The organism is Salsipaludibacter albus, assembly GCF_019798055.1.
Lineage (GTDB): Bacteria > Actinomycetota > Nitriliruptoria > Nitriliruptorales > Nitriliruptoraceae > Salsipaludibacter > Salsipaludibacter albus.
The window spans coordinates 1-20,577 of the sequence record NZ_JAHOPH010000032.1; the positions used below are offsets into that span (position 1 = coordinate 1).

A 20,577-nucleotide genomic window follows, 5' to 3' on the forward strand; every position below is an offset into this window, starting at 1 on the left:
GGGTGGGGCTGGGGGTCGGCGACGGGGTCGGGCTGGGGGACTCGAGCTCGAAGGCGTCGAGGTCGGGCTCCGGGAACTCCTCCACCTCGAGGTCGGCCACGGCGGCCGTCATGAACCGCTGCCAGATGTCGGCTGGCAGGTTCGCCCCGGACAGGCCCTCGACCGGCTCGTTGGAGTCCAGTCGGCCGACCCAGACGGCGGTGGCCCGCTGGGGGACGTAGCCGGCGAACCAGCCGTCCGCGCCGCCCTGGGTCGTCCCGGTCTTGCCGGCGACCGGGCGGTCCTCCAGCGCCGCCCCACTGCCGGTGCCGTCCGTGACGACGCCCCGGAGGATGTCGGTCGTGACGTGGGCGACGTTGGCGTCCAGCACCGCCTCCTGGGTGGTGGGGGAGACGTAGATCTCCTCGCCGTCGGCCGTCTCGATCGATCGGACGAGGTGGGCCTCGACCTGGAGCCCCTCGGCGGCGAGGGTCCCGTACGCCTCGGCCAGCTCGATCGCCGTGAACTCGTCCACGCCGAGGGTCGTCGTCTCGGCCAGTGAGAAGGTCTGGCGCTCCTCGCCGTCCGCCGTCGTGCGTTCACGCGGCAGGCCCATGCGTGCGGCCACGTCGACCACCAGCTCGACGCCGACCTCGCGCTGGATGTTGATGAACGCCGTGTTCGCCGACACCTCGGTCGCCCGCCGCAGCGTGATGTCCCCGCGGTCCTCGTCTGCGTAGTCGCGGACCGTGGTCTCCTCGCCGTCCTCGCCCTCGACCTCGATCTCGGCCGGTGCGTCGAACTCCTGCTCGGGCGAGATGCCCTCGCCGAGTGCGGCGACGTCGGTGAATGCCTTGAAGGTGGAGCCGACCTGGCGGGGACCGTTGGTGGCGACGTTGAACTGCTGGGTGCCGAAGTCCGGACCGCCGACGAGCGCGACGACCTCGCCACTGGTCGGTTCCACCGAGACCAGAGCCCCGGACAGGCCCTCGACGTCGAACTCGTTGTCGGCCACGCCCTCGCGGACGGCCTCCTCGCCCGCCAGCTGGGCGTCGAGGTCCAGCCCCGTGCGGATCACCAGGTCCTGGGCGATCGCCTCCGCCCCGAGCGCGGCCACGACCTCGTCCTTGACGGCGTCGAGGTAGTAGGGCGCCGTCTGGGCGGTCGCCGCGGAGTCCGTGCCCACCTCCGGGAGTCCGGCCGCGACCACCTCGTCGTGCTCGTCCTGGGTGATCCAGCCCTCCTCGAGCATCCCGTCGAGCACGTAGACACGGCGTCGGTCGGCCGCCTCCGGCTCCTCCGCGGGGTCGAGGTTCTCGGGCGACTGGATGATGCCGGCCAGCGTCGCCGCCTGGTTGAGGGTCAGCTCACGCGCGTCGACCCCGAAGTAGGTCTCGGCGGCCGCACCGATGCCGACGGCACCACGTCCCCAGTAGATGGTGTTGAGGTACCACTCGAGGATGGTGTCCTTGTCGGTGGTCCGCTCCAGCTTGATCGCCAGGGCCGCCTCGTTGACCTTGCGCCACAGCGTCTGGTCGTCGCCCACCACGGCGTTCTTGATGTACTGCTGGGTCAGCGTGGACCCGCCCTGCTCGATCGAGCCGGCCCGAACGTTGACGTACAGCGCGCGGGCGATGCCCAGTGGCGCCACGCCCTTGTGGGTGTAGAAGTCCCGGTCCTCGGCCGATAGCACGGCCAGGCCCACGTAGTCGGGGAGCTCCTCCAGGGACACGTCCTGGCGGGTGACGTCGCCGGCCAGCGTGCCCACGACCTCGCCGTCGCGGTCCAGGACGGTGGTCGCGCCGGGCGCGATGTCGGAGGGCAGCGGGACCCGGACGAACAGCACGAACAGCGTCGCGGCGCCCAGCAGTCCGACGATCAGCAGGGGGATCGCGAGCCACTTCAGCCAGGTCGTCCAGCGTCGCCGGGGACGACCGGTCGACCCGCCGGCGGACGCGCGGGTGCTGCGGGAGGAGCGGGGTTGGGATGACATCGACCGCACGGTAGCGAGGTGGTCGACGGTGGCCACGCACGCTTCCCGTGCCGCCGGCCACCACCGCGGACCGACGCCTGACCGCCCCGTTCGGCCATGGAGGTGACCCGGGTAGCGCATACGGTCGAGCGTCGCGAACGACGTTCACGACCGAGGAGGTTCGACATGGCGACGGATGGATCGAGGGCGGGCCGGTTCGATGGCCGGGTGGCGCTGGTCACCGGCGGTGGCTCGGGGATCGGGGCCGCCTCGGCCCGTCGACTGGCGGCCGAGGGAGCGCGCGTGGCCGTGCTGGGCCGCACCCGCGAGGACCTCGACGACGTGGTCGCGTCGATCGAGCAGGCCGGGGGCACGGCGATGGCCGTGCCGGGTGACGTCGCCGAGGCCGACGACACGGTCGCCGCGTGCGACAGGATCGTGGGGGAGTGGGGCCGGCTCGACGTGGTCGTGGCCAATGCCGGCGTCAACGGCGTGTGGGCGCCGATCGACGAGCTCGGGGCCGACGACTTCCGCCACACGCTGGACGTCAACCTCACGGGGACCTACCTGACCATCCGTGCGGCGGTGCCGCACCTGCGGGCCCACGGTGGCGCGGTCGTGGTCACGTCGTCGGTCAACGGCACGCGGATGTTCTCCAACACCGGCGCGACCGCCTACGCGACCTCCAAGGCCGGGCAGGTCGCGCTGGCACGGATGCTGGCGCTGGAGTTGGCCAGCGACGGGATCCGTGTGAACACGATCTGTCCCGGCGCGATCGAGTCCGACATCGACTCCAGCACCGAGGACCGCGGCACCGACGAGGTCGCCGAGCCGGTGGAGTTCCCCGAGGGCGAGATCCCGTTGACCGACGGGGCACCGGGCACGGCCGAGCAGGCCGCCGCCGTGGTCGCGTTCCTGGCCAGCGACGACGCCGCCCACGTCACCGGTGCCGAGGTGTTCGTCGACGGTGCCCAGTCCCTGCTGCAGGGCTGACCGCACGACGAGCGGCCGCCCCGGGATCCGGGACGGCCGCTCGAGGTCGGTGCGGTTCAGGCGTGGCGGACGGCGGGTGCCGCCTCCACGCGCTCGGCCAGGCGGTGCAGGACCGCGGCCACGGCGACCCGGTACCGCCCGGGAGGGCGGGGTCGTTGGGCGGCCAACTGTTCGTGGCGACGCAGGGCGTCGGCGACACGAGCCTGGTGGAGTTGCAGGTGCAGTTGCGGTTCCATGGTTGTTTCCTCGTGTGGTGGGTGGTGGGGCCACCGGTTCGAGGTGTCGAAGCAACTGCGCCGAGACGACGAAACGCGGTGACCGCTGGCCACCGCGTCGTTTCCGAAAGGGTGCCAGGTCAGATCGTGTGATCGACCATGGCGCACGACGGTGCGGCCCCGGTGCTGCCGAGGGATGCCGGAATGAAGGTCGTCCTCATCGGCTCACCTCCCGGGGTCGCGTTCGTCGTGTGGTCCGTCCGGGCGTCGGGCCCGTTCGGGGTGCGGGGGAACGTACACGGCCACCCCCCACCTGCCAAGGGTCGACCACGCGATGTCCGCTGATCGCCCGATCCGGACCGAGATCGCGGTCGGACGTATCACGACGCGACCCGGGCGCTCCGGCCCGGGTCGCGTGGCGGTGCGGAAGGTCAGAAGGCGCCCTCGGGCAGCTCCATGAGCGAGCCGTCCTCGGCCATGGCCTGCTCGCGACGGTGGCGGGTCTTGGGCAGCACGGTCCGCGCCCAGTAGCGCGCCGAGGCGACCTTGCCGGTGTAGAAGTCGGTGTCGCGGCCCGCGCCGCCATCGGCTGCGAGCGCGTCGTGGGCCACCTCGGCCTGGCGCAGCAGCAGCCAGCCGATCAGGAGCTCGGACAGCGATTCGAGCATGGACACCGTGTGCAGCCCGGTCTTGTACAGCTCGCCGGCCTGGGCGGCGTCGTCCCGGGCGGCCATGGCCCAGCCCAGCATGTGGCCCAGGTGGCCCTGCACGTCCTCGAGTGCCTGGCCCAGGGCCTTGCGCTCGTCGGCGAACTCGTCGCGACCGGTGTCGACCGTCTCCTTGACCTGTCCGGCGAACCAGAACAGCGTCTGGGCGTTGTCGCGGGCGATCTTGCGGAACACCAGGTCCAGTGACTGGATCGCGGTCGTGCCCTCGTAGAGCGTGTCGATCTTGGCGTCGCGGATGTACTGCTCGATCGGGTAGTCACGGGTGAAGCCGGAGCCGCCGAACACCTGCAGCGAGTCGGCCAGCAGCTCGTAGGCCTTCTCGGAGCAGTAGCCCTTGACCAGTGGCAGCAGCAGGTCGTTGCGGCGCTCCCAGGCGTCGCGCTCCTCGCCGTCGGCGAGCATCGCCTGGTCCTGCATCACGCCGGCATAGGTGCACAGGGCCCGCATGCCCTCGGCGTGCACCTTCTGGTCCATCAGCAGCCGGCGGACGTCGGGGTGGTTGATGATGGTGACCTTGGGGGCGGTCTTGTCGGCCATCCGGGTCAGGTCGGCCCCCTGCACGCGCACCTTGGCGTACTCCAGGGCGTTGAGGTAGCCGGTCGACAGGGTCGACATGGCCTTGACCCCGATGCTCATCCGGGCGTGCTCGATGATGCGGAACATCTGGGCGATGCCGTCGCCGTGGCCGTCGCGCTCGCCGACCAGGTAGCCGACGGCCGGCCGGTCGGGGTCGGCACCGAAGGTCAGCTCGCAGGTCGCGGAGGCCTTGATGCCCATCTTGTCCTCGAGGTTGGTGACCTTCACCCCGTTGCGCTCACCCAGCGTGCCCTCGTCGTCCAGGACGTGGAACTTCGGCACGATGAACAGTCGCAGGCCCTTGGTGCCGGGCTCGCCACCCTCGGGTCGCGCCAGCACGAGGTGCACGGTGTTGGCGTGGGTCTGGGCGTCGGCGGAGGTGATGAACCGCTTGACCCCCGTGAGGTGCCAGGTCGAGCCCAGGCCAGAACCGTCGTCCTCGGCGACCTTGACCGCCTTGGTGACGCCGGCGCCGACGTCGGACCCGGCGTCGGGCTCGGTCAGGACCATCGTCGCGCCCCAGCGGTCGTGCACCATGTGCTGGCCGAACCGGTCGTACTGGGCAGGCGTGCCCTCGTCGGACAGCACCTGGCCGAACAGCGGACCCATGAACCACAGCGTCGCCGCGGCATGGGCGCCGGACATCAGCTCGTAGGCCGCCCAGCGCAGGGTCGGTGTCGTGCCCATCCCGCCCAGCTCGGTCGACAGCGACAGGAGGTGCCACTGGTCGTCGTGGAAGGCCTCGAGGGCCGCGTGGAGCTCGTCGGGGATCGTGACGTCGCCGTCGGCGTCCAGGTGCAGGGGTGTCCGGTCGGCCGGGACGAACGAGTCGGCCCACGGGCCCTCGCCGGTGAAGCGGGCGAACTCGGCCAGCATCATCCTCGCGGTGTCGGCGTCCACGGGGAACGTGTCCGTGCCCAGCCAGTCCTGGGTCCGGAACACCTCGTAGAGGTTGAACTCGATGTCGCGGAGGTTGCCGTGGTAGTGGCTCATCGTGATCCTCGTCGGGACGGGCGTGCTGGCGGGCGCACAGACTTGGAGCGACCACTCAAAATCCGTGAGCAGTATTGTAACACGCACTCCAGATGTTCGTCGAGGGATTGGTGACGTCGAACCCGCCGGGGTGGAGGTAGCGTCGTGGCCCGGCGTCGGTGGCCCGCGGCCGGCTCGCGGGCCGTGGACGACCGCGGCAGCTCGACATCGAGGACGAGGACACATGGCGCGCTACCGGGTGGGCATCGAGACCCGCGAGCGGATCCTGGACGCCACCCGGCAGGTGCTGGGGGACCAGGGCCTGGAGTCGGCCACCCTCAAGGCGATCACCGACCGGGCGGGGGTCGGCGCCGGCTCCTTCTACAACCTGTTCGAGTCCAAGGAGGCCGCGATCTGGGAGGTGCTCGCCGAGGCGATCACGGCGGTCGACCCGGACCCGGACGGCCACGGCAGCGAGACGGTCGACGACCTCGTCACGGCCTTCGTGGCGTTCGTCACGGGCGAGACCGCGACCCTGGCGCGCATCCACCTCCAGCTGGCCGGCATGGCGTTGACCGCCCCGGACGTCGCCGCCCCGATCGCCCGGTCCCACGCCCGCCGGGTCGACCGGTTCCAGGCCGCGATGCGACGCCACGACCCGGAGCTCGACCAGGCGACCGCGGTGGCCCATGCCGAGTTGCTGCTGGGAGCGCTGACCGGCCTGGCCATCCGCAACGCCATGGATCCCGACTTCGACCTCGCCGCCCACGCCGCAGCCCTGCCGCGACACCCGGGTGACCGCGCCAGTTCCCCCCTGGCCGGGCGCACCGGCTCGTGACCCCGACCCTCGCCCTCCTGCTGGTCGTCGTCCTGGTGGCGGGAAACGCCTTGTTCGTGGCCGCCGAGTTCGGGCTGGTGAGTGCGTCGCGGGGCGAGCTGGAGGAACGGGCGCAGCGGGGTGACCGCGCCGCTGGCCGCGCCCTGGGCCAGCTCGCGAACCTCTCGTTCGTCCTGTCGGCCTGCCAGTTCGGGATCACCGCGACGTCCCTGCTGGTGGGGTTCCTGGCCGAGGACGCGGTCGGCGCCGTGTTGGTCCAGCCGGTCGTCGACGCGCTGGGGCTGCCCAGTGGGAGCACGACGACCATCTCGGTCGCCGCGGCCTTCCTGATCTCGACGATGTTCCAGATGGTCGTCGGCGAGCTCGCCCCGAAGAACCTCGCGATCTCGCGGCCGGAGGCCACCTCGGTGGCGACGTCGTTGCCCCTGCAGATCTTCGGCGTGGTCTTCGGACCGGTCATCCGGGTGTTCGACGGCGCCGCTGCATGGCTGACCCGTCGGGTGTTCCGCGTGGAGGTGCAGGACGAGCTCGCCGGTGGGCTCAGCCTCGACGAGCTGTCGAGGATCATCGAGGCGTCGGGTCGGGACGGCACGTTGTCGGACCAGCAGGCCATGCTGCTCGGCCGGGCGGTGTCGCTGGGGGACCGGCGCGCCGTCGAGGTGATGGTGCCGCGGCCCGACATCGCCTGGGTCGAGTCCTCGGAGCCGTTGTCGACGCTGCGGGACGCCGCCCGGAGGACCGGCCACTCCCGGTTCCCCGTCCGTGACGGCGACCGGGTGACGGGGTCGGTGCACGTCAAGGACCTGCTCCGGGTGCCGGCGGCCGACCACGACCGGGTGACGGTCGAGGAGGTCACGACCGGCGTGCTGCTGGTGCCCGAGAGCGAGACCCTGCGTCGCCTCCTGCTGCGACTGCGCAGCGAAGCCCGGACCTTCGGTGTCGTGGTCGACGAGTACGGCGTGTCGACCGGCCTGGTCACGCTGGAGGACGTCCTGGAACAGCTGGTCGGGCGGATCGAGGACGAGCACGATCCGCGTGGCGTGCCGATGGTGCGCCGGCTCGGCCAGGGCACCTTCCTGGTGGCCGGCCGCCTGCCGGTGGATCGGCTGGGCGATCTCGCCGGCACCGACGTGCCCGTGGCCGACTACGACACCGTCGCCGGCTTCGTGATCAGCGAACTGGGCAGGATCCCGACCGAGGGCGACCGCGTCGAGACCGCCGACGCCGCGTGGGAGGTCACCCGGATGGAGGGCCAGCGGGTCGCTGAACTCCGCCTGGAGGTGACGTCGTCGGGTGACGATCGTCCCGAGGACGAGCTCGACCTGCCCGCCGCCGTCACCGAGACCCGGTCGCCCGACGACGAGGACTCGTCATGACGGCGCTGGTTGTGCTCCTCGGGACCCTCCCGGTGCCCGGCCCCCTCGTCCTCGCGGTCGAGGCGGGCGGCCACGGTGGCCCGATCAACGTCCCGGCGATCCTGCTGGGCGTGTTCCTGCTGGTGGCCAACGGCTTCTTCGTCGCCGCCGAGATCGCGCTGTTGGCCGCACGTCGGGCCCGCATCGAGGAGAAGGCCGACGCCGGGGACGCGCGTGCCGTCGTGGCGCTCAACGCCCTGTCGGAGCTGTCGATCACGTTCTCGGGGGCGCAGCTGGGCATCACCATGGCCTCGCTGGGCCTGGGTGCGGTGGCCGAGCCGGCCGTCGCGACCCTGTTCGCGCGGGCGCTGGACCGTACGGACCTGTCGGCGGCATGGTCGGCCGGCCTGGCCTTCGCGCTGGCGATGAGCCTGGTGGTGTTCCTGCACATGGTCGTCGGCGAGATGGCCCCCAAGAACCTCGCGCTCGCTCGTGCCGAGGACGTCTCGCTGCGACTGGCCCGCGTGTTCCGCGTCTTCATCTGGGTCCTGCGTCCGCTGATCCTGTTCCTCAACTGGCTCGGCAACCTGCTGGTGCGGGCCGTCGGCGTCGAGCCGGTCGACGAGCACGACCTGGTCCACACGCCGGCCGAGCTGGCGGTCGCGCTGCGGGAGTCCCAGCGCGAGGGCACCGTGGCCGACCAGGACGTGCGGGTCCTGTCGGCCGCCCTGGAGCTGGCCACGATCGACGCCGAGGCGGCGATGACCCCGCGGACCGACCTGGAGATGCTGCCCGACGACGCCCCGGCGACGGCGGTGCTGGACGCGTCCGACCGCACCGGGCTGACCCGGTTCCCGGTCTACCTGGACGACCACGACGAGGTGGTCGGGATGGTCCACGTCAAGGACGTGCTGATCCGTGACCCCGAGGACGTGGCCGGACTGTCGGTCCACGACCTGCGCCGCCCGATCAAGGCGGTGCCGGAGTCGCGCGACCTCGAGCACCTGCTGGGCGACATGCGCGCCGACCGGTCCCACGCCGTCCTGGTGGTGGACGAGTTCGGGGCGATGATCGGACTGGTCACGCTCGAGGACGTGCTGGAGGAGCTGGTGGGCGAGATCTCCGACGAGTTCGACGAGGGCGAGCACATCGTGTCGGCGGGCGATCGGGACTGGACCATCGACGGGCTGCTGCGGCGCGACGAACTGGCCCGGCTGGCCGGGCTGCGCCTGCCCGACGGTGAGACCGAGACCGTCAACGGCTACCTGATGGAGCGACTCGGGCGCCTCTGCCAGCGTGGTGACGAGGTCGAGGTGGACGGGTGGACCCTGCGTGTCGTGGACCTCAACGGCCGTCGCGCCGGCACGGTCGTCGTCACCGCACCCGCCGCCGAGGACACCCCCGGTCCGGCCCACGTCTCGGTCCCGGACTGATCCCGCCGCGGCACGGGCACCGGGTCATCCGGTTTCCTCGGGCTCGGTCCCCGGGTCGAGCGGATCGGCCCGCCAGGGACCACCCCGCTCCCTGAGCGCGTCCTGGCAGGCGGTCGTGGCCTCCGCCGCCGGACGGGTCGGGGCGAGCAGGCGTCGCCGGACGCCGTCGAAGGCGACGCCCGTGGCGACCACCCGGTAGTCGGTGACCAGGTCCATCCCCAGTGCGTCGGGCACCTCCGGCGCCAGCGATCGGCGGCCCCCGAGTCCGTCCAGCACCCAGGCCGTGGCCAGCGTCGGGCAGCCCTCGGCCGCCAGGAAGCGGATCGCGACCTCGGTGCTGCCCTCGTAGCCGCCCAGCAGCCACGCACGGCCCAGGGGGTCTGCGTCGAGCAGGTGCAGCAGCCCCGGAGTGCGACCGGACAGGTCGACCACGCCGGTCCCGGCCCGGAACCCCGCGGCCTGGGCGGGCCCGACCATCGCCTCCACGAACGCCGCCTGCGACGGTGAGAGCAGCAGTCCCTCGACCGGGGTCGTGACCGTCACGGGGACGTCCATGGCGCGCAGCGCGATGTCCTGGCGGTAGGGCTCGCGGATGCCCACGTGCACCAGCGCCGCGGTGACCAGTTGCGCGGCGACCACGCACACCGCCACCATCGCGCGGCGCCGCCTCGGGTGACCACGCACCGCCAGCACCAGTGGGATCGCGGCGAACATCCAGAAGACCGCCGCTCGCCCGGCCTCGTGCCAGTAGTTGTTGCCACTGCCGAAGGCGAACACCGCCGGCAGGACCAGCAGCAGGACGGTGTCGGCCACGACCCCGCGGGTCGGGCCGCGCAGCCTCCGTCGCGCCGCGACCAGCACGATGCCCGCGGCCGCCGGCAGGGCCAGCCCCCAGGTCCCCTGGGCGATCGCGAAGTCCGGCCACCACGACCAGGTCGTGGACGCCACGACGGCGGCAGCCACGGCGATCGCGCCCGGCACGACCCACGTGACCGCCGGTCCGGTGGGCAGCCGGGACCGGTCGGTGGCCACTCGGGTCCACCAGAGCAGCGCCGCGCAGGCGACCGTGGCCGCGCCCAGGACGACCCAGGTGCTGGTCGACATCGGTGGGAGGTCGGGCTGCAGCAGCGCTCCCAGGGAGTGGTTGGGGTCGAGCACCGCGGTCAGGGTCGCGCCGGTCTGGACGTCGGTCATGAACGTGGTGATCGACCCGGCGACGGCCAGCCCGGTCACCAGCAGCGCCACCAGGGCCGTGCCGGCACCCACCACCGCACGCAGCCAAGTGGTGCGGCGGACCCACAGGTGGACCAGCGCCACGAGTGCGAGCAGGGCCGCGCTCGACGGCTTGGCCATGAACGTCACCCAGCCGCCCAGCCCGAGCACCACGCCCAGCGCCACGTCGCCGCTCCTCGCGCGGGTGCCGGTGGGTCCGGGTCTGGCGAGCAGCCCGACCGCGGCCACCAGCAAGCCCTGCAGCGCGAGCCACTTGTAGTTCGGCGGCGCCTGCCACTGGACCATGAGCGCGAAGGCACCGACCCCGCCGCCCACGGCCATCCCGGCGGTCTCCCACGCCGGCGTCGAGCGGCTCCGGGAGCGGGCCACCAGCACGCCGGCCAGTGCGATCCCCAGCACGAGCGTCAGCACGGCGTTGGCCCGTTGGAAGAGGATCTCGTCGTTGCCGAGCGCCACCAGCATGCCGTGCTGCAGCCACCCGGCCTGGGTGACGACCAGGGGCGTGCCGTCCGGGTGGACGGCGAGGTTCCAGGCGTTGCCGCCGTCGGTGAACTCGTAGCCGCGGCCGAGCATCGCGACCACGTTGGCCGTGACCACCAGGGTGGCCAGGGCTGCCACGGCCGGGAGGATCCACCGCGGGCTCCGCCCACGGCGGGTGACATCGGTCGCGGCGGATGCGCGCGACTCGGCCCGCGGTGGCGTGGCGGTGGTCACCTATCCTCCGGTTCCGGTCGTTCCCCCCTTCGACCGCGATCGTAGACCTCGCCGCACGTGGTTCGAACCCCCCGTCGTGGCCGTCCGACCGAGGACCCGGCATGTGGACCCGTGAACAGCTCGAGGACTTCCGTGGCGCCGAGGTCGACGACCTCGTCGGCCCGGACGTCCGGCTGGTGTTCGTCGGCATCAACCCGGGGCTGATGACCGCGGCCACCAACACCCACTTCGCGCATCCCTCCAACCGGTTCTACCCCGCACTGCACCTGGCCGGGATCATCGACCGCGCGATCCCACCCGACGGGATGGACGACGAGGACCGCGCCCACCTGCTGGCCCGTGGCATCGCGATCACCAACGTGGTCCGCCACGCCACCGCCCGTGCCAGCGAGCTGACCACGGCGGACTACCGGGTGGGCGCCGAGGAACTGGTCGCGCGGGTCGCGGGCTGGGGTCCGGCCGTCGTGGCCATCGCCGGCCTGACGGCGTACCGCACCGCGTTCCGGCGGCGCGGCGCCGTCGCCGGCAAGCAACCGGACGGCCTCGGGGACGCCCGACTGTGGGTGGTGCCCAACCCCAGCGGGCTCAACGCCCACGAGACGGTGCTGTCGCTGGCCCGGGCCTACCGCGAGCCCGCGGTGGCAGCCGGCGTGGAGGTGTCGCCCGCCCGCTGGTGAGGGTGGTCGACCCACTCGGGACCAGTACGGTCGAAGGGAGTCGATCCGGGAGACACCATGGCATGGTCGCACGTGTGGTCCGCACTGGGCGGGGCCGCCGCAGGAATGGTGGTGGGGCGACTGTCCGGCGAGGGCGCCGGACAGCTCGCCCGGCTCGGGGGGTCGACCCTCGCGACGCCGACGGCCGCGCCGTGGGTGACCGACTTCCTCAACGCCTCGTACTACGCCAAGCCATCCGACCGGCGTGATCTCGACGACCTGCGACTGGCCTTCGCCGTCCTCACCACGGCCTGGCACCGCCATGGAACGGGTCGGCTCGGTGCGGCCGACGTGCTGGCCTTCCACCGGGCCTTCGGCACGGCCAGGTTCGCGGGCACGGGCGGCCGCACCGGCACGCTCGACCGCGCCCACCTCGAGGCCGGCGCCGCCGAGTTGCTCGGGGACTGGTTCCCGGAGGCTGCCCGTGACTGGGACCGCACGGGATGGGGCATCGTCTTCCCGACCGTGGCCGACAAGCAGGCCCATGACCCGGAGGTGCGCCTGGCCCGGGCGAAGCTGGGACCGTTGACCCCGCCGACGGCACCCCCGGCCCAGCAGGTCTGGCACACCTACCCGCCGGTGGAGGTCCCCGACGCCGAGGCCACCGTGGACGCCCTGTTGGCGGTGGAGCACTGGCCGGACTACGCGAGCGAGCTCGGGCGGTTCACCCCCCTGCGTGACCGCGGCCTGGACGGCCAGACCTTCGAGATCGAGGTCGTCGGGTTCCCCAGTCCCCGCACGCCGGTGTTCATCCGCGCCTACGTCACCATCGACAACCTCGTGACCGCGGCTGACCCGGCCGCCCGTGACGCCTGGGTCGACGACGTGCGGGCGGGCTTCGCGGCCCGCCCGGACGAGCTCGACCCACTCCCCGAGGGCGCCGAGCTGCTCGCCGGGTTCGACCTGGTGTGCCACGAGGGCCACTTCATGGGCAACGCCAAGAACCGCCTGCTCCTGTACCGCGCCGACGGTCGCACCTGGGTCCGGGCCGGGGGCTCCTGGGACCCGATGACCTGGCACCTGTCGGAGATGTACGACCGCGTGGGTCGCTGGTCACAGCACGCCTTCTGGGGGATGGAGGCGCCACGCCAGTCCATGCTGCACCAGCTCGCGGCCCAGGTCTCGCGTCGTACGGCCGTCGAGGCGCCGTCATGAGCCGGCCCGAGCCCGTCGATGCGCTGGTCATCGGCTCGGGGCCCAACGGCCTGTCGGCCGCGATCCGGCTGGCGCGCAGTGGTCGGTCGGTCGTGGTGTGCGAGGCGATGCCCCAGGCGGGGGGCGCGGTCAAGAGTGAGGAACTGACCCTCCCGGGCTTCGTGTCCGACACCTTCAGTGCCGTGCATCCGGCCGGCGCCGCGTCGCCGGTCTTCGCCGGGCTGCCACTGGCCGAGCACGGCCTGGAATGGGTCCAGCCCGAGATCGCGATGGCCCACCCGATGCCCGACGGGCGGGCGGGTGCGCTGTACCGCGACCTGGACCGAACGGCCGCCCACCTCGACGACCTGCATCCGGGCGACGGGACGGCGTGGAAGGGATGGGCCCAGCCCTGGCTCGACCACTTCGACGCCCTCCGACGGACCATGCTCGGTGGGTTCCCGCCGCTGCCCGGAGCGGCGCGACTGGCCGCCGGCGTCGGCCTGTCCGGGGTGCTCGACTTCGCCCGGCTGCTCCTGATGCCCGCCGCCGACCTGGCCGAGGAACTGTTCGACGGTCCGCATGCGCGTGCGTGGCTGTACGGATCGGTCCTGCACGCCGACGTGCCGGCCGAGGGCTCCGGCAGCGCGATCGCCGGTGCCTACCTCCACCTGCTCGGCCACGCCGTCGGATGGCCCTCGCCGCGCGGCGGTGCGTCGGGGCTGACCGATGCGTTGGTCGGACACCTCGGCGACCTCGGTGGTGAGGTGCGGCTGTCCGAGCCGGTCACGCGGATCGTGACCCACGACGGCGAGGTGGCCGGCGTGGCCACCGCGACCGGCGCCAGGTACCGGGCCCCGATCGTGGTTGCGGTCACGACGCCGCACGCCCTCCTGGACCTGGTCGGTGATGCCATGCCGTCCCGGTACGCGCGGCGGCTGCGACGGTTCACCTACGGGCCACGCACCGTCAAGGTCGACTGGGCGCTGGACGGACCCACCCCGTGGACGGCCCCCGAGGCCCGGCGTGCGGGCACCGTCCACGTCGGTGGCGAGGCCGAGGCCGTCACCGCCCAGACCGGCGCCGTGGCCAGGGGGGACGTCCCGGAGCGCCCCTTCATGCTGTTCGGGCAGCAGTCGATCGCCGACCCGACGCGTGCACCCGAGGGCAAGCACACGGCCTGGGCCTACACCCGCGTGCCGGCTGCCGTGCATGGCCCCGAGGCGGCGGTGGCCCACGTCGAACGCATGACCGACCAGGTCGAGCGCTTCGCCCCCGGGTTCCGTGACCTCGTCCTGGCGCGCCACGTCCAGGGTCCGGCGGACCTGGAGGCCGGCGACCCCAACCTCGTCGGTGGCGACGTCGGTGGAGGCAGCTACGTCCTGCACCAGACGGTCTTCCGGCCCCTGCCCGCGCTGGTGCCCTATGCCACCCCGATCCGCGGCCTGTGGCTGGGGTCGGCGTCGACGTTCCCGGGCGGTGCCGTCCACGGCGTGCCCGGCTGGGCCGCGGCCGGCTACGCCCTCGCCGCCGCACGGATCGGCCGCTGACCGGCCAGCCTGACCACACCTGCCCCACACCACCGAACCCCGACCCTGGAACAGGAGGACCCATGTCCGACCACCCCGTGGTGTTCGAAGTGGACGGCGTCGTCGGCGCCGATCCCGAGGAGGTCTGGCCCCTGCTGGCCGAGGCACGTCGCCGGCCGGGGGTCGGCGAGGTCACCGTCGACGAGGAGACCGGTGAGGTGATCGTGCATGGCGGCTGGTGGTACGAGGGCCGCGACCGGGTGACCCGCCACGAGCAGGGCACCCACATCCGTCATCGCGTGCACAACGTCGCGACCGGGCCGGGTCGCCTGGTGGCGGACCTGTTCCAGGTCCGCAGCCACCGACGCCACGCAGGCGCCGACTTCGCGTTCCTCGTCGGCTCGCTCGGCCAGCGACTGGGGTGCGAGACCTGGGTGCCTGCCCCCGAGCAGGACGACGAGGAGACCTGATCCCGGCTCAGGGCAGCCAGTGGCGAACTGGCCCGGTGAGGTCGCCGTGGTCGGCCACCTCGACCTCCGGCGTGCCGAGGTGGCGCCCGAGCGTGGCGAGCTCGATCGCCAGGTGGGCGCCCACCCGGTCACGCTCGCCGACGGCCACCGGCTGGGCCCACGCGCCGCGGACCTCCAGCACGCCCCGGCGACGGTGGGCCTTCAGGTCGACCCGGGCGACCAGCTGGTCGCCCAGCACGAACGGCAGCACGTAGTAGCCGTACTCGCGTCGGTCGGCGGGGACGTAGATCTCGATCCGGTAGTGCATGCCGAACACGCGCTCCACCCGTGGGCGGAACCACACCAGCGGGTCGAACGGGGCGACCAGCGCCCGGGCCTCGACCCGGCGTGGCACCACCAGGTCGGGCAGCGCGTAGGCCGGCTCGCCCCAGCCGTCGACGTGGACGGCGTCGACCACGCCCTCGCTGACCAGGTGTGCCAGGGCCGTGCGGGTCTCGCGGACCCCCAGCCGATGGGTGTCCGCGAGGTCGGCGGCCGTGCCCACCCCCTGGGCGGCGATGGCCCGCAGGACCAGCGCACGCACCGCCTCGTCCTGCGGGACGTCGGGCTCGTGGACGACCTCGCCGAGCACCCGTTCGGGCAGGTCGTAGGCGGCACGGAAGGTCCGGTCGCGATGGTCGATCGCCAGCTGTCCCGACTCGAACAACCACTGCAGGGCGGTCCGCCCCGGGTTCCAGCCCCAGAAGCCCGACGTCCGGTCCCCGCCCCCCTCCAGGTCCGACACGGTCAGGGGGCCCCGCTCGCGGACCTGGGCCAGCACGTCGGCGAGGAAGTCGGGGCGCTCGCGGGAGATCCGCTGCACCGACTTCCACGGCACCGTGGCGTCGGCACGGCGATGGGCCAGCAGCGGCCATGCCGACGTCGGCATCAGGCTGGCCACGTGGGCCCAGCACTCGTGCAGGTCGCGCGAGCGCCACAGCCACTGGTCGAGCGCATCGACGTCGTGGACGCCCAGCCGCGAGTAGAACACCAACCGGTGGGCCCGGTCGACCACGTTGACCGAGTCCAGCTGGACGACGTCGAGGTCGTCCACGACCCGGCGGAGGTGGCGGACGTCGACCCGATCGGGGCGTGCCCGATCCAGCCCGGCCGCCCGCACCGCGATCCGACGAACCTGATCGGGTCGCAGCCGACGCGTGGTTTGCACGGTTTTTCCTGTCTCGAGGGTGCGGCCCGTCCAGACGGGCCAGACTACGCGGACGTGTCGTCAACGTCGTCCAACGGCCGTCTGGACCCGTCCGGGCACATCCGGTCGCGACGGCCGGGGCCCGACCGCGACGACCAGGCGGAATAGCACTCCGACCGGGGACCGTTCCTCCGAGCAGGCGACGTGGCGGTCCCGATGCGGGGCCGCCCCTGCACCGACCACGACCCGACCACCACGAGTACCGAAGGCCCCACGATGGCGTCCGTGCGAATCCCCACCGTCCTGCGCAAGCACACCAACGGCGAGTCCCGCCTGGCCGCCGACGGCGTGACCGTCCGCGAGGTCTTCGACCACATCGTGGCGAGCCACCCCGGGCTGGGTGACTCGCTGTTCGAGGGCCAGGACCTGCGTGGGTTCATCAACGTCTACGTCGAGGACGAGGACATCCGCTATCTCGACGGCCTGTCGACCGCGGTCGACACCTCCGACGAGATCGCCATCATGCCCGCGGTCGCCGGCGGGGCCTGAGCTGCGCTTCCACGACATCACCCAGTCGATCGGCGGGACCCCGCTCGTCGGCCTGCCCCGGCTGTCTCCCGAGGGCTACGAGATCCACCTCAAGCTGGAGGGGGCCAACCCCACCGGGTCGGTCAAGGACCGGGTCGCCCTGGCGATGGTCACCGATGCCGAGGAGCGTGGCCTGCTCGGCCCGGGCAGCCGGATCCTCGAACCCACGTCGGGCAACACCGGGATCGCGCTGGCCGCGATCTGCCGCTCGCGTGGCTACCACCTGACCTGTGTCATGCCGTCCAACACCTCCCAGGAGCGGCGCCAGCTGTTGACGCTGTTCGGCGCCGACATCGTCGACTCGCCCGCCCAGGAGGGCTCCAACGGATCCGTGCGCCTGGCCCAGCAGATGGCCGAGGACGACCCGGACGTCCACATGCCGTTCCAGTACGGCAACCCCGCCAACCCACGCGCCCACTACGAGACGACGGCGCCCGAGATCATCGACGACCTGCCCGACGTGGCCGCGTTCGTGGCCGGGCTCGGCACCGGGGGGACCGTGACCGGGGCGGGGCGCCGCCTCAAGGCGCACAACCCCGACATCAAGGTCTACGCGGCCGAGCCGCAGTACGGCGACCTGGTCTACGGGCTGCGCAACCTCGACGAGGGCTACGTGCCGGAGGTCCTCGACCCCGACGTCCTCGACTCGCGCATCAAGGTCGACTCGCGCAAGGCACTGGCGGCCACGCGTCGACTGGCCACGGTCGAGGGGATCTTCGCGGGCGTGTCCACGGGCGCGTCGCTGGCCGTGGCGATCCGCGTGTGCTCGCGGCTGCCCGTGGGGTCCAAGGTCGTCGCCCTGTCACCCGATGGTGGCTGGAAGTACCTGTCCACCGGCGCCTACGACGCCGGCGACGTCGACGAGCTGTCGAGTGATCTCGAGAACACCCTCTGGGCCTGAACGGGCCCGTCCCCCGACCACGCGAGGCCGCCATGCAGGTGCAGGTGATCGGCTGCTCGGGGTCCCAGCCCGGTGGGGGACAGGCCTGCTCCGGCTACCTGGTCTCGACGTCGACGACGCGGGTGCTGGTCGACTGCGGGTTCGGGGTGGCCGCGCGCCTGACCGGCCTGCTGGACCCCGCGGACCTCGATGCGATCGTCGTGACCCATCGCCACCTGGACCACAGCATCGACCTGCTCGGCCTGTTCCGGGTCCTGTGGGCCGGCGAGGGCGTGGTGGCCGTCCACGCGGCCGCCGACGTCGACGACGCGCTCCTGCCGATGGTCCACGACCATCGCCGCGACGACTGGGAGCGGATCTTCCCCTGGACGACGGTGTCCCCCGGGGACACCTGGACGGTCGGCGACATCGACCTCGTCGCCCACGCCAGTGACCATCGCGTGCCGACGGTGTCCCTGCGCCTGCAGGGTCCGGACGGCGCCTCGCTCGCGTACTCGTCGGACAGCGGGGGTGACGACGAGCTGGTGGCGTGTGCCCGGGACGTCGACCTGCTGCTGGCGGAGGCGACCTGGCAGGGCCGCGACGACGAGCGCCGCGACGACGGGCACATGACCGCGACGCGGGCGGCGCGGATGGCCGTGGCCGCTGGTGCCCGGTCCCTGGTCCTGACCCACCTGCGTCCGGAGCTGGACCCCGCGGTGTCCCGCGCCGAGGCGTCCGCCGTGTACGACGCGGTGGTGGAGGTGGCACGCGACGGGCTGGCGTTCACCGTGGAGTCCGGCCGCGGCATCCCGGTCGCGGTCGACCCGGACCGCGAGCCGGACCCTCAGTAGCGGTCCCCGACCACCTCGTCGGCCAGCGTGGACAGGGCGTGTCGGTCGGCCTGCCCCAGTCCCTGGGCGGACACGGTCAGGTCGCGGAGCGTGCGGGTGTCCACGGTCGTCCTGGGGTCGGGGGCGCTGCCGCTGGTCGGTGTACCACCATGCCCCCCGGGCCGGGCGGTGCCACGGACCCCTACCATCGGGCCGCCCGGGTCACCCTGCCCGGATCCGCGTCCCGAAGGCCAGCCCCGATGACTCGTCCCGACGACCGCCCCGTGGGTGCCATGCGTCCCGTGCGGATCTCCACCGGCTTCCAGCACGCGCCGGCCGGATCCTGCCTCGTGGAGTTCGGTGGGACCCGCGTGGCCGTCTCGGCGTCGGTCGCCGAGGGGGCACCCCGCTGGAAGGCGTCCGGGGGATGGGTCACGGCCGAGTACGCGATGCTGCCCGGTTCGACGGCCCCCCGTGCCCGGCGACAGCGCTCCGGGCCGGACGGGCGCGCCAAGGAGATCGAGCGCCTGGTCGGCCGGAGCCTGCGTGCCGTCGTGGACCTGGAGGCCGTGGGCGAACGCACGGTCACGGTGGACTGCGACGTGCTCGACGCCGATGGCGGCACCCGGACCGCGGCCATCACCGGGGCCTGGGTCGCCCTGGTGGCCGCCCTGCGGACGGTCGGTGCCGAGCAGGCCGTCGTCGGCCAGGTGGCCGCCGTGTCGGTGGGGATCGTCGCCGGCCAGGAGCGCCTCGACCTCGAGTACGTCGAGGACGTGACCGCCGACGTGGACGCCAACGTCGTGATGACGGCCGACGGGGGCCTGGTCGAGGTCCAGGCCACCGCCGAGGGCGACGTGTTCGGTCGTGCCGCCATGGACACCCTGCTGGACCTCGCGACTGCTGGCTGTGACGAACTGTTCGCCGCGCAACGCGCGGCCCTGGGCTGAGCCGTGGCCGTTGCGAGCGCTCCGCCGACCCTGGTCGTCGCGACCGGCAACGCCGGCAAGCTCCGGGAACTGCGACGCCTGCTCGACGGGCTGGCGGTCGACCTCGTGGCGAGCGCCGACCTGGGGTTGCCCCGCCCGGTGGAGGACGGCGAGACGTTCGAGGCCAACGCACTGATCAAGGCGCGGGCCGCGACGGCCGCCACCGGGCACCCGTCGGTGGCCGACGACTCGGGGCTGGAGGTCGACGCCCTGGACGGGGCCCCCGGGGTGCACTCGGCCCGCTGGTCCGGCGGGGACGACCGGGACAACAACGACCTGCTCCTGTCCCGCCTCGACGGCGTGCCGCACGAGCAGCGCACCGGTCGGTTCGTGTCCGCCGTGGCCGTCGTGGCACCGGACGGTCGTGCGTGGGTGGAGCGCGGGACGATGGAGGGGCACCTGCTCACCGAGCGGCGGGGCACCGGCGGGTTCGGCTACGACCCACTGTTCCGGGCCGAGGGCCACGAACGCTCCAACGGTGAGCTCACGGCCGACGAGAAGGACGCGATCTCGCACCGTGGCCGTGCGCTGGAGGCGATCAGGCCCGTGCTCGTGCAGCTCCTCGCGGAGGACGGACCACGCTGACCGGGCCCGGCGTCAGGCCGGCTTGCGGCACAGCCCCCAGTGGTGCTCGGGGTACTCGCGGACCTGCTCGTAGCCCAGGTGGGGGAGCACCGTGTCCCAGACCAGCCGGACGGGGAAGGCCTCGACCTCGTCGTCGTCGTACTTCTGCGTGATGGACGGACGGGCGGTGTAGTACGGCGAGTTCGCGATGGCCCAGTCCATGTCGTCGAGCAGCAACAGCCCGCCGGGACGCAACAGCATGTCGACGAGCACGACCCCGAACCCGGTGAGGTCCCAGGTGTGTCCGCCGTCGAAGTAGCAGAAGTCGAACCGGGGTCCGTCCGGGTCCGCGATCAGGCGTTGCAGCTCCCAGGTGTAGGACCGCTTGGCGACCAGCGGCGTGACCCGGTGGGACAGTTCGAGGTCGTCGAGGATGGTGTCGATGTTGGGGTCGTGGTCCCTGGCTCCGGTGCGGTCGACGGTCAGCAGGGAGCCGTCGCCACCACGGTCCTCGAGGATCGCTGCCATGTAGGCGCTGCTCTTGCCCTGGTAGAAGCCGATCTCGAGCAGGTCGGTGGCCCCCGCCTCCAGGAGCACGTCCCGGAGGGTGCCCGCGGCTGCCTCCTGCATGTACGGCACCTCGCCGAACCGTGCCGTGACCGTCTCGAACGTGGACATCG

Annotated in this window: 19 protein-coding genes; 13 read left to right on the forward strand and 6 right to left on the reverse strand. The window is 72.7% G+C overall.

The window, feature by feature from the left end; translation table 11 throughout:
* Positions 1-1,972, reverse strand: a 1,972-nt coding sequence (locus tag KR546_RS15505; protein ID WP_238445630.1) for a transglycosylase domain-containing protein, incomplete at its 3' end; no start/stop codon positions are given.
* A gap of 165 nt (positions 1,973-2,137) precedes the next feature.
* Here KR546_RS15505 and KR546_RS15510 point away from each other — a divergent pair.
* Positions 2,138-2,944, forward strand: coding sequence for an SDR family oxidoreductase (locus tag KR546_RS15510; protein WP_238445631.1), 807 nt, complete (start codon positions 2,138-2,140; stop codon positions 2,942-2,944).
* A gap of 56 nt (positions 2,945-3,000) precedes the next feature.
* Here KR546_RS15510 and KR546_RS15515 read toward each other — a convergent pair whose 3' ends face one another.
* Positions 3,001-3,180, reverse strand: coding sequence for a hypothetical protein (locus KR546_RS15515; RefSeq protein WP_238445632.1), 180 nt, complete (start codon positions 3,178-3,180; stop codon positions 3,001-3,003).
* Between the two features lie 410 nt (positions 3,181-3,590).
* The gene (locus KR546_RS15520) at positions 3,591-5,456 is read right to left on the reverse strand and encodes an acyl-CoA dehydrogenase (protein ID WP_238445633.1); all 1,866 of its coding nucleotides are present in this window, start codon (positions 5,454-5,456) and stop codon (positions 3,591-3,593) included.
* 223 nt (positions 5,457-5,679) lie between these two features.
* Here KR546_RS15520 and KR546_RS15525 point away from each other — a divergent pair, with 223 nt between their 5' ends.
* Genes KR546_RS15525 through KR546_RS15535 form a run of 3 tightly spaced genes read left to right on the forward strand, consistent with a single transcriptional unit; the run spans position 5,680 to position 9,061 of the window.
* The gene (locus KR546_RS15525; protein WP_238445634.1) at positions 5,680-6,273 is read left to right on the forward strand and encodes a TetR/AcrR family transcriptional regulator; all 594 of its coding nucleotides are present in this window, start codon (positions 5,680-5,682) and stop codon (positions 6,271-6,273) included.
* Positions 6,270-7,649 carry a hemolysin family protein gene (locus KR546_RS15530; protein WP_238445635.1) on the forward strand — a complete coding sequence of 460 codons (1,380 nt, stop codon included), beginning with the start codon at positions 6,270-6,272 and terminating at the stop codon, positions 7,647-7,649. The genes KR546_RS15525 and KR546_RS15530 overlap by 4 nt, the downstream gene beginning before the upstream one ends.
* On the forward strand, positions 7,646-9,061 hold the full coding sequence (locus KR546_RS15535) for a hemolysin family protein (RefSeq protein WP_238445636.1): 1,416 nt from the start codon (positions 7,646-7,648) through the stop codon (positions 9,059-9,061). The genes KR546_RS15530 and KR546_RS15535 overlap by 4 nt, the downstream gene beginning before the upstream one ends.
* 24 nt (positions 9,062-9,085) lie before the next feature.
* Here the strand turns inward: KR546_RS15535 and KR546_RS15540 are convergent, their stop codons facing one another.
* The gene (locus KR546_RS15540; protein WP_238445637.1) at positions 9,086-11,008 is read right to left on the reverse strand and encodes a hypothetical protein; all 1,923 of its coding nucleotides are present in this window, start codon (positions 11,006-11,008) and stop codon (positions 9,086-9,088) included.
* A 101-nt stretch (positions 11,009-11,109) separates the two neighbouring features.
* On the opposite strand from KR546_RS15540, the gene KR546_RS15545 reads away from it, so the two are divergent.
* From KR546_RS15545 to KR546_RS15560, 4 genes are all read left to right on the forward strand, one after another.
* A complete protein-coding gene (locus KR546_RS15545) occupies positions 11,110-11,685 on the forward strand; it encodes a mismatch-specific DNA-glycosylase (RefSeq protein ID WP_238445638.1) in 576 nt (191 codons plus the stop codon).
* A 57-nt stretch (positions 11,686-11,742) separates the two neighbouring features.
* The gene (locus KR546_RS15550) at positions 11,743-12,879 is read left to right on the forward strand and encodes a hypothetical protein (protein WP_238445639.1); all 1,137 of its coding nucleotides are present in this window, start codon (positions 11,743-11,745) and stop codon (positions 12,877-12,879) included.
* On the forward strand, positions 12,876-14,408 hold the full coding sequence (locus KR546_RS15555; protein WP_238445640.1) for a phytoene desaturase family protein: 1,533 nt from the start codon (positions 12,876-12,878) through the stop codon (positions 14,406-14,408). The genes KR546_RS15550 and KR546_RS15555 overlap by 4 nt, the downstream gene beginning before the upstream one ends.
* A 62-nt stretch (positions 14,409-14,470) precedes the next feature.
* Positions 14,471-14,857 (forward strand): hypothetical protein, encoded by a 387-nt coding sequence (locus KR546_RS15560; RefSeq protein ID WP_238445641.1) that lies wholly within the window; start codon positions 14,471-14,473, stop codon positions 14,855-14,857.
* A 7-nt stretch (positions 14,858-14,864) separates the two neighbouring features.
* Here the strand turns inward: KR546_RS15560 and KR546_RS15565 are convergent, their stop codons facing one another.
* Positions 14,865-16,064: a winged helix-turn-helix domain-containing protein gene (locus tag KR546_RS15565; RefSeq protein ID WP_238445642.1), complete on the reverse strand. Its 1,200-nt coding sequence runs from the start codon at positions 16,062-16,064 to the stop codon at positions 14,865-14,867.
* Between the two features lie 255 nt (positions 16,065-16,319).
* Here KR546_RS15565 and KR546_RS15570 point away from each other — a divergent pair, with 255 nt between their 5' ends.
* The 5 genes from KR546_RS15570 to rdgB all read left to right on the forward strand — a co-directional run bounded on the left by KR546_RS15570 (position 16,320) and on the right by rdgB (position 19,918).
* The gene (locus KR546_RS15570) at positions 16,320-16,592 is read left to right on the forward strand and encodes a MoaD/ThiS family protein (protein WP_238445643.1); all 273 of its coding nucleotides are present in this window, start codon (positions 16,320-16,322) and stop codon (positions 16,590-16,592) included.
* Position 16,593: 1 nt separating this feature from the next.
* Entirely contained in the window at positions 16,594-17,532 is a 939-nt protein-coding gene (locus KR546_RS15575; RefSeq protein WP_238445667.1) for a PLP-dependent cysteine synthase family protein, read from the forward strand.
* Between the two features lie 32 nt (positions 17,533-17,564).
* Positions 17,565-18,365 carry an MBL fold metallo-hydrolase gene (locus KR546_RS15580; RefSeq protein WP_238445644.1) on the forward strand — a complete coding sequence of 267 codons (801 nt, stop codon included), beginning with the start codon at positions 17,565-17,567 and terminating at the stop codon, positions 18,363-18,365.
* Between the two features lie 239 nt (positions 18,366-18,604).
* Positions 18,605-19,294, forward strand: a complete 690-nt coding sequence (rph, locus tag KR546_RS15585; protein ID WP_238445645.1) for a ribonuclease PH — start codon at positions 18,605-18,607, stop codon at positions 19,292-19,294.
* A 3-nt stretch (positions 19,295-19,297) separates the two neighbouring features.
* Entirely contained in the window at positions 19,298-19,918 is a 621-nt protein-coding gene (rdgB, locus tag KR546_RS15590; protein WP_238445646.1) for an RdgB/HAM1 family non-canonical purine NTP pyrophosphatase, read from the forward strand.
* 12 nt (positions 19,919-19,930) lie between these two features.
* Here rdgB and KR546_RS15595 read toward each other — a convergent pair whose 3' ends face one another.
* Positions 19,931-20,575 (reverse strand): class I SAM-dependent methyltransferase, encoded by a 645-nt coding sequence (locus KR546_RS15595; protein WP_238445647.1) that lies wholly within the window; start codon positions 20,573-20,575, stop codon positions 19,931-19,933.
* Between the last annotated feature and the right edge of the window lie 2 nt (positions 20,576-20,577).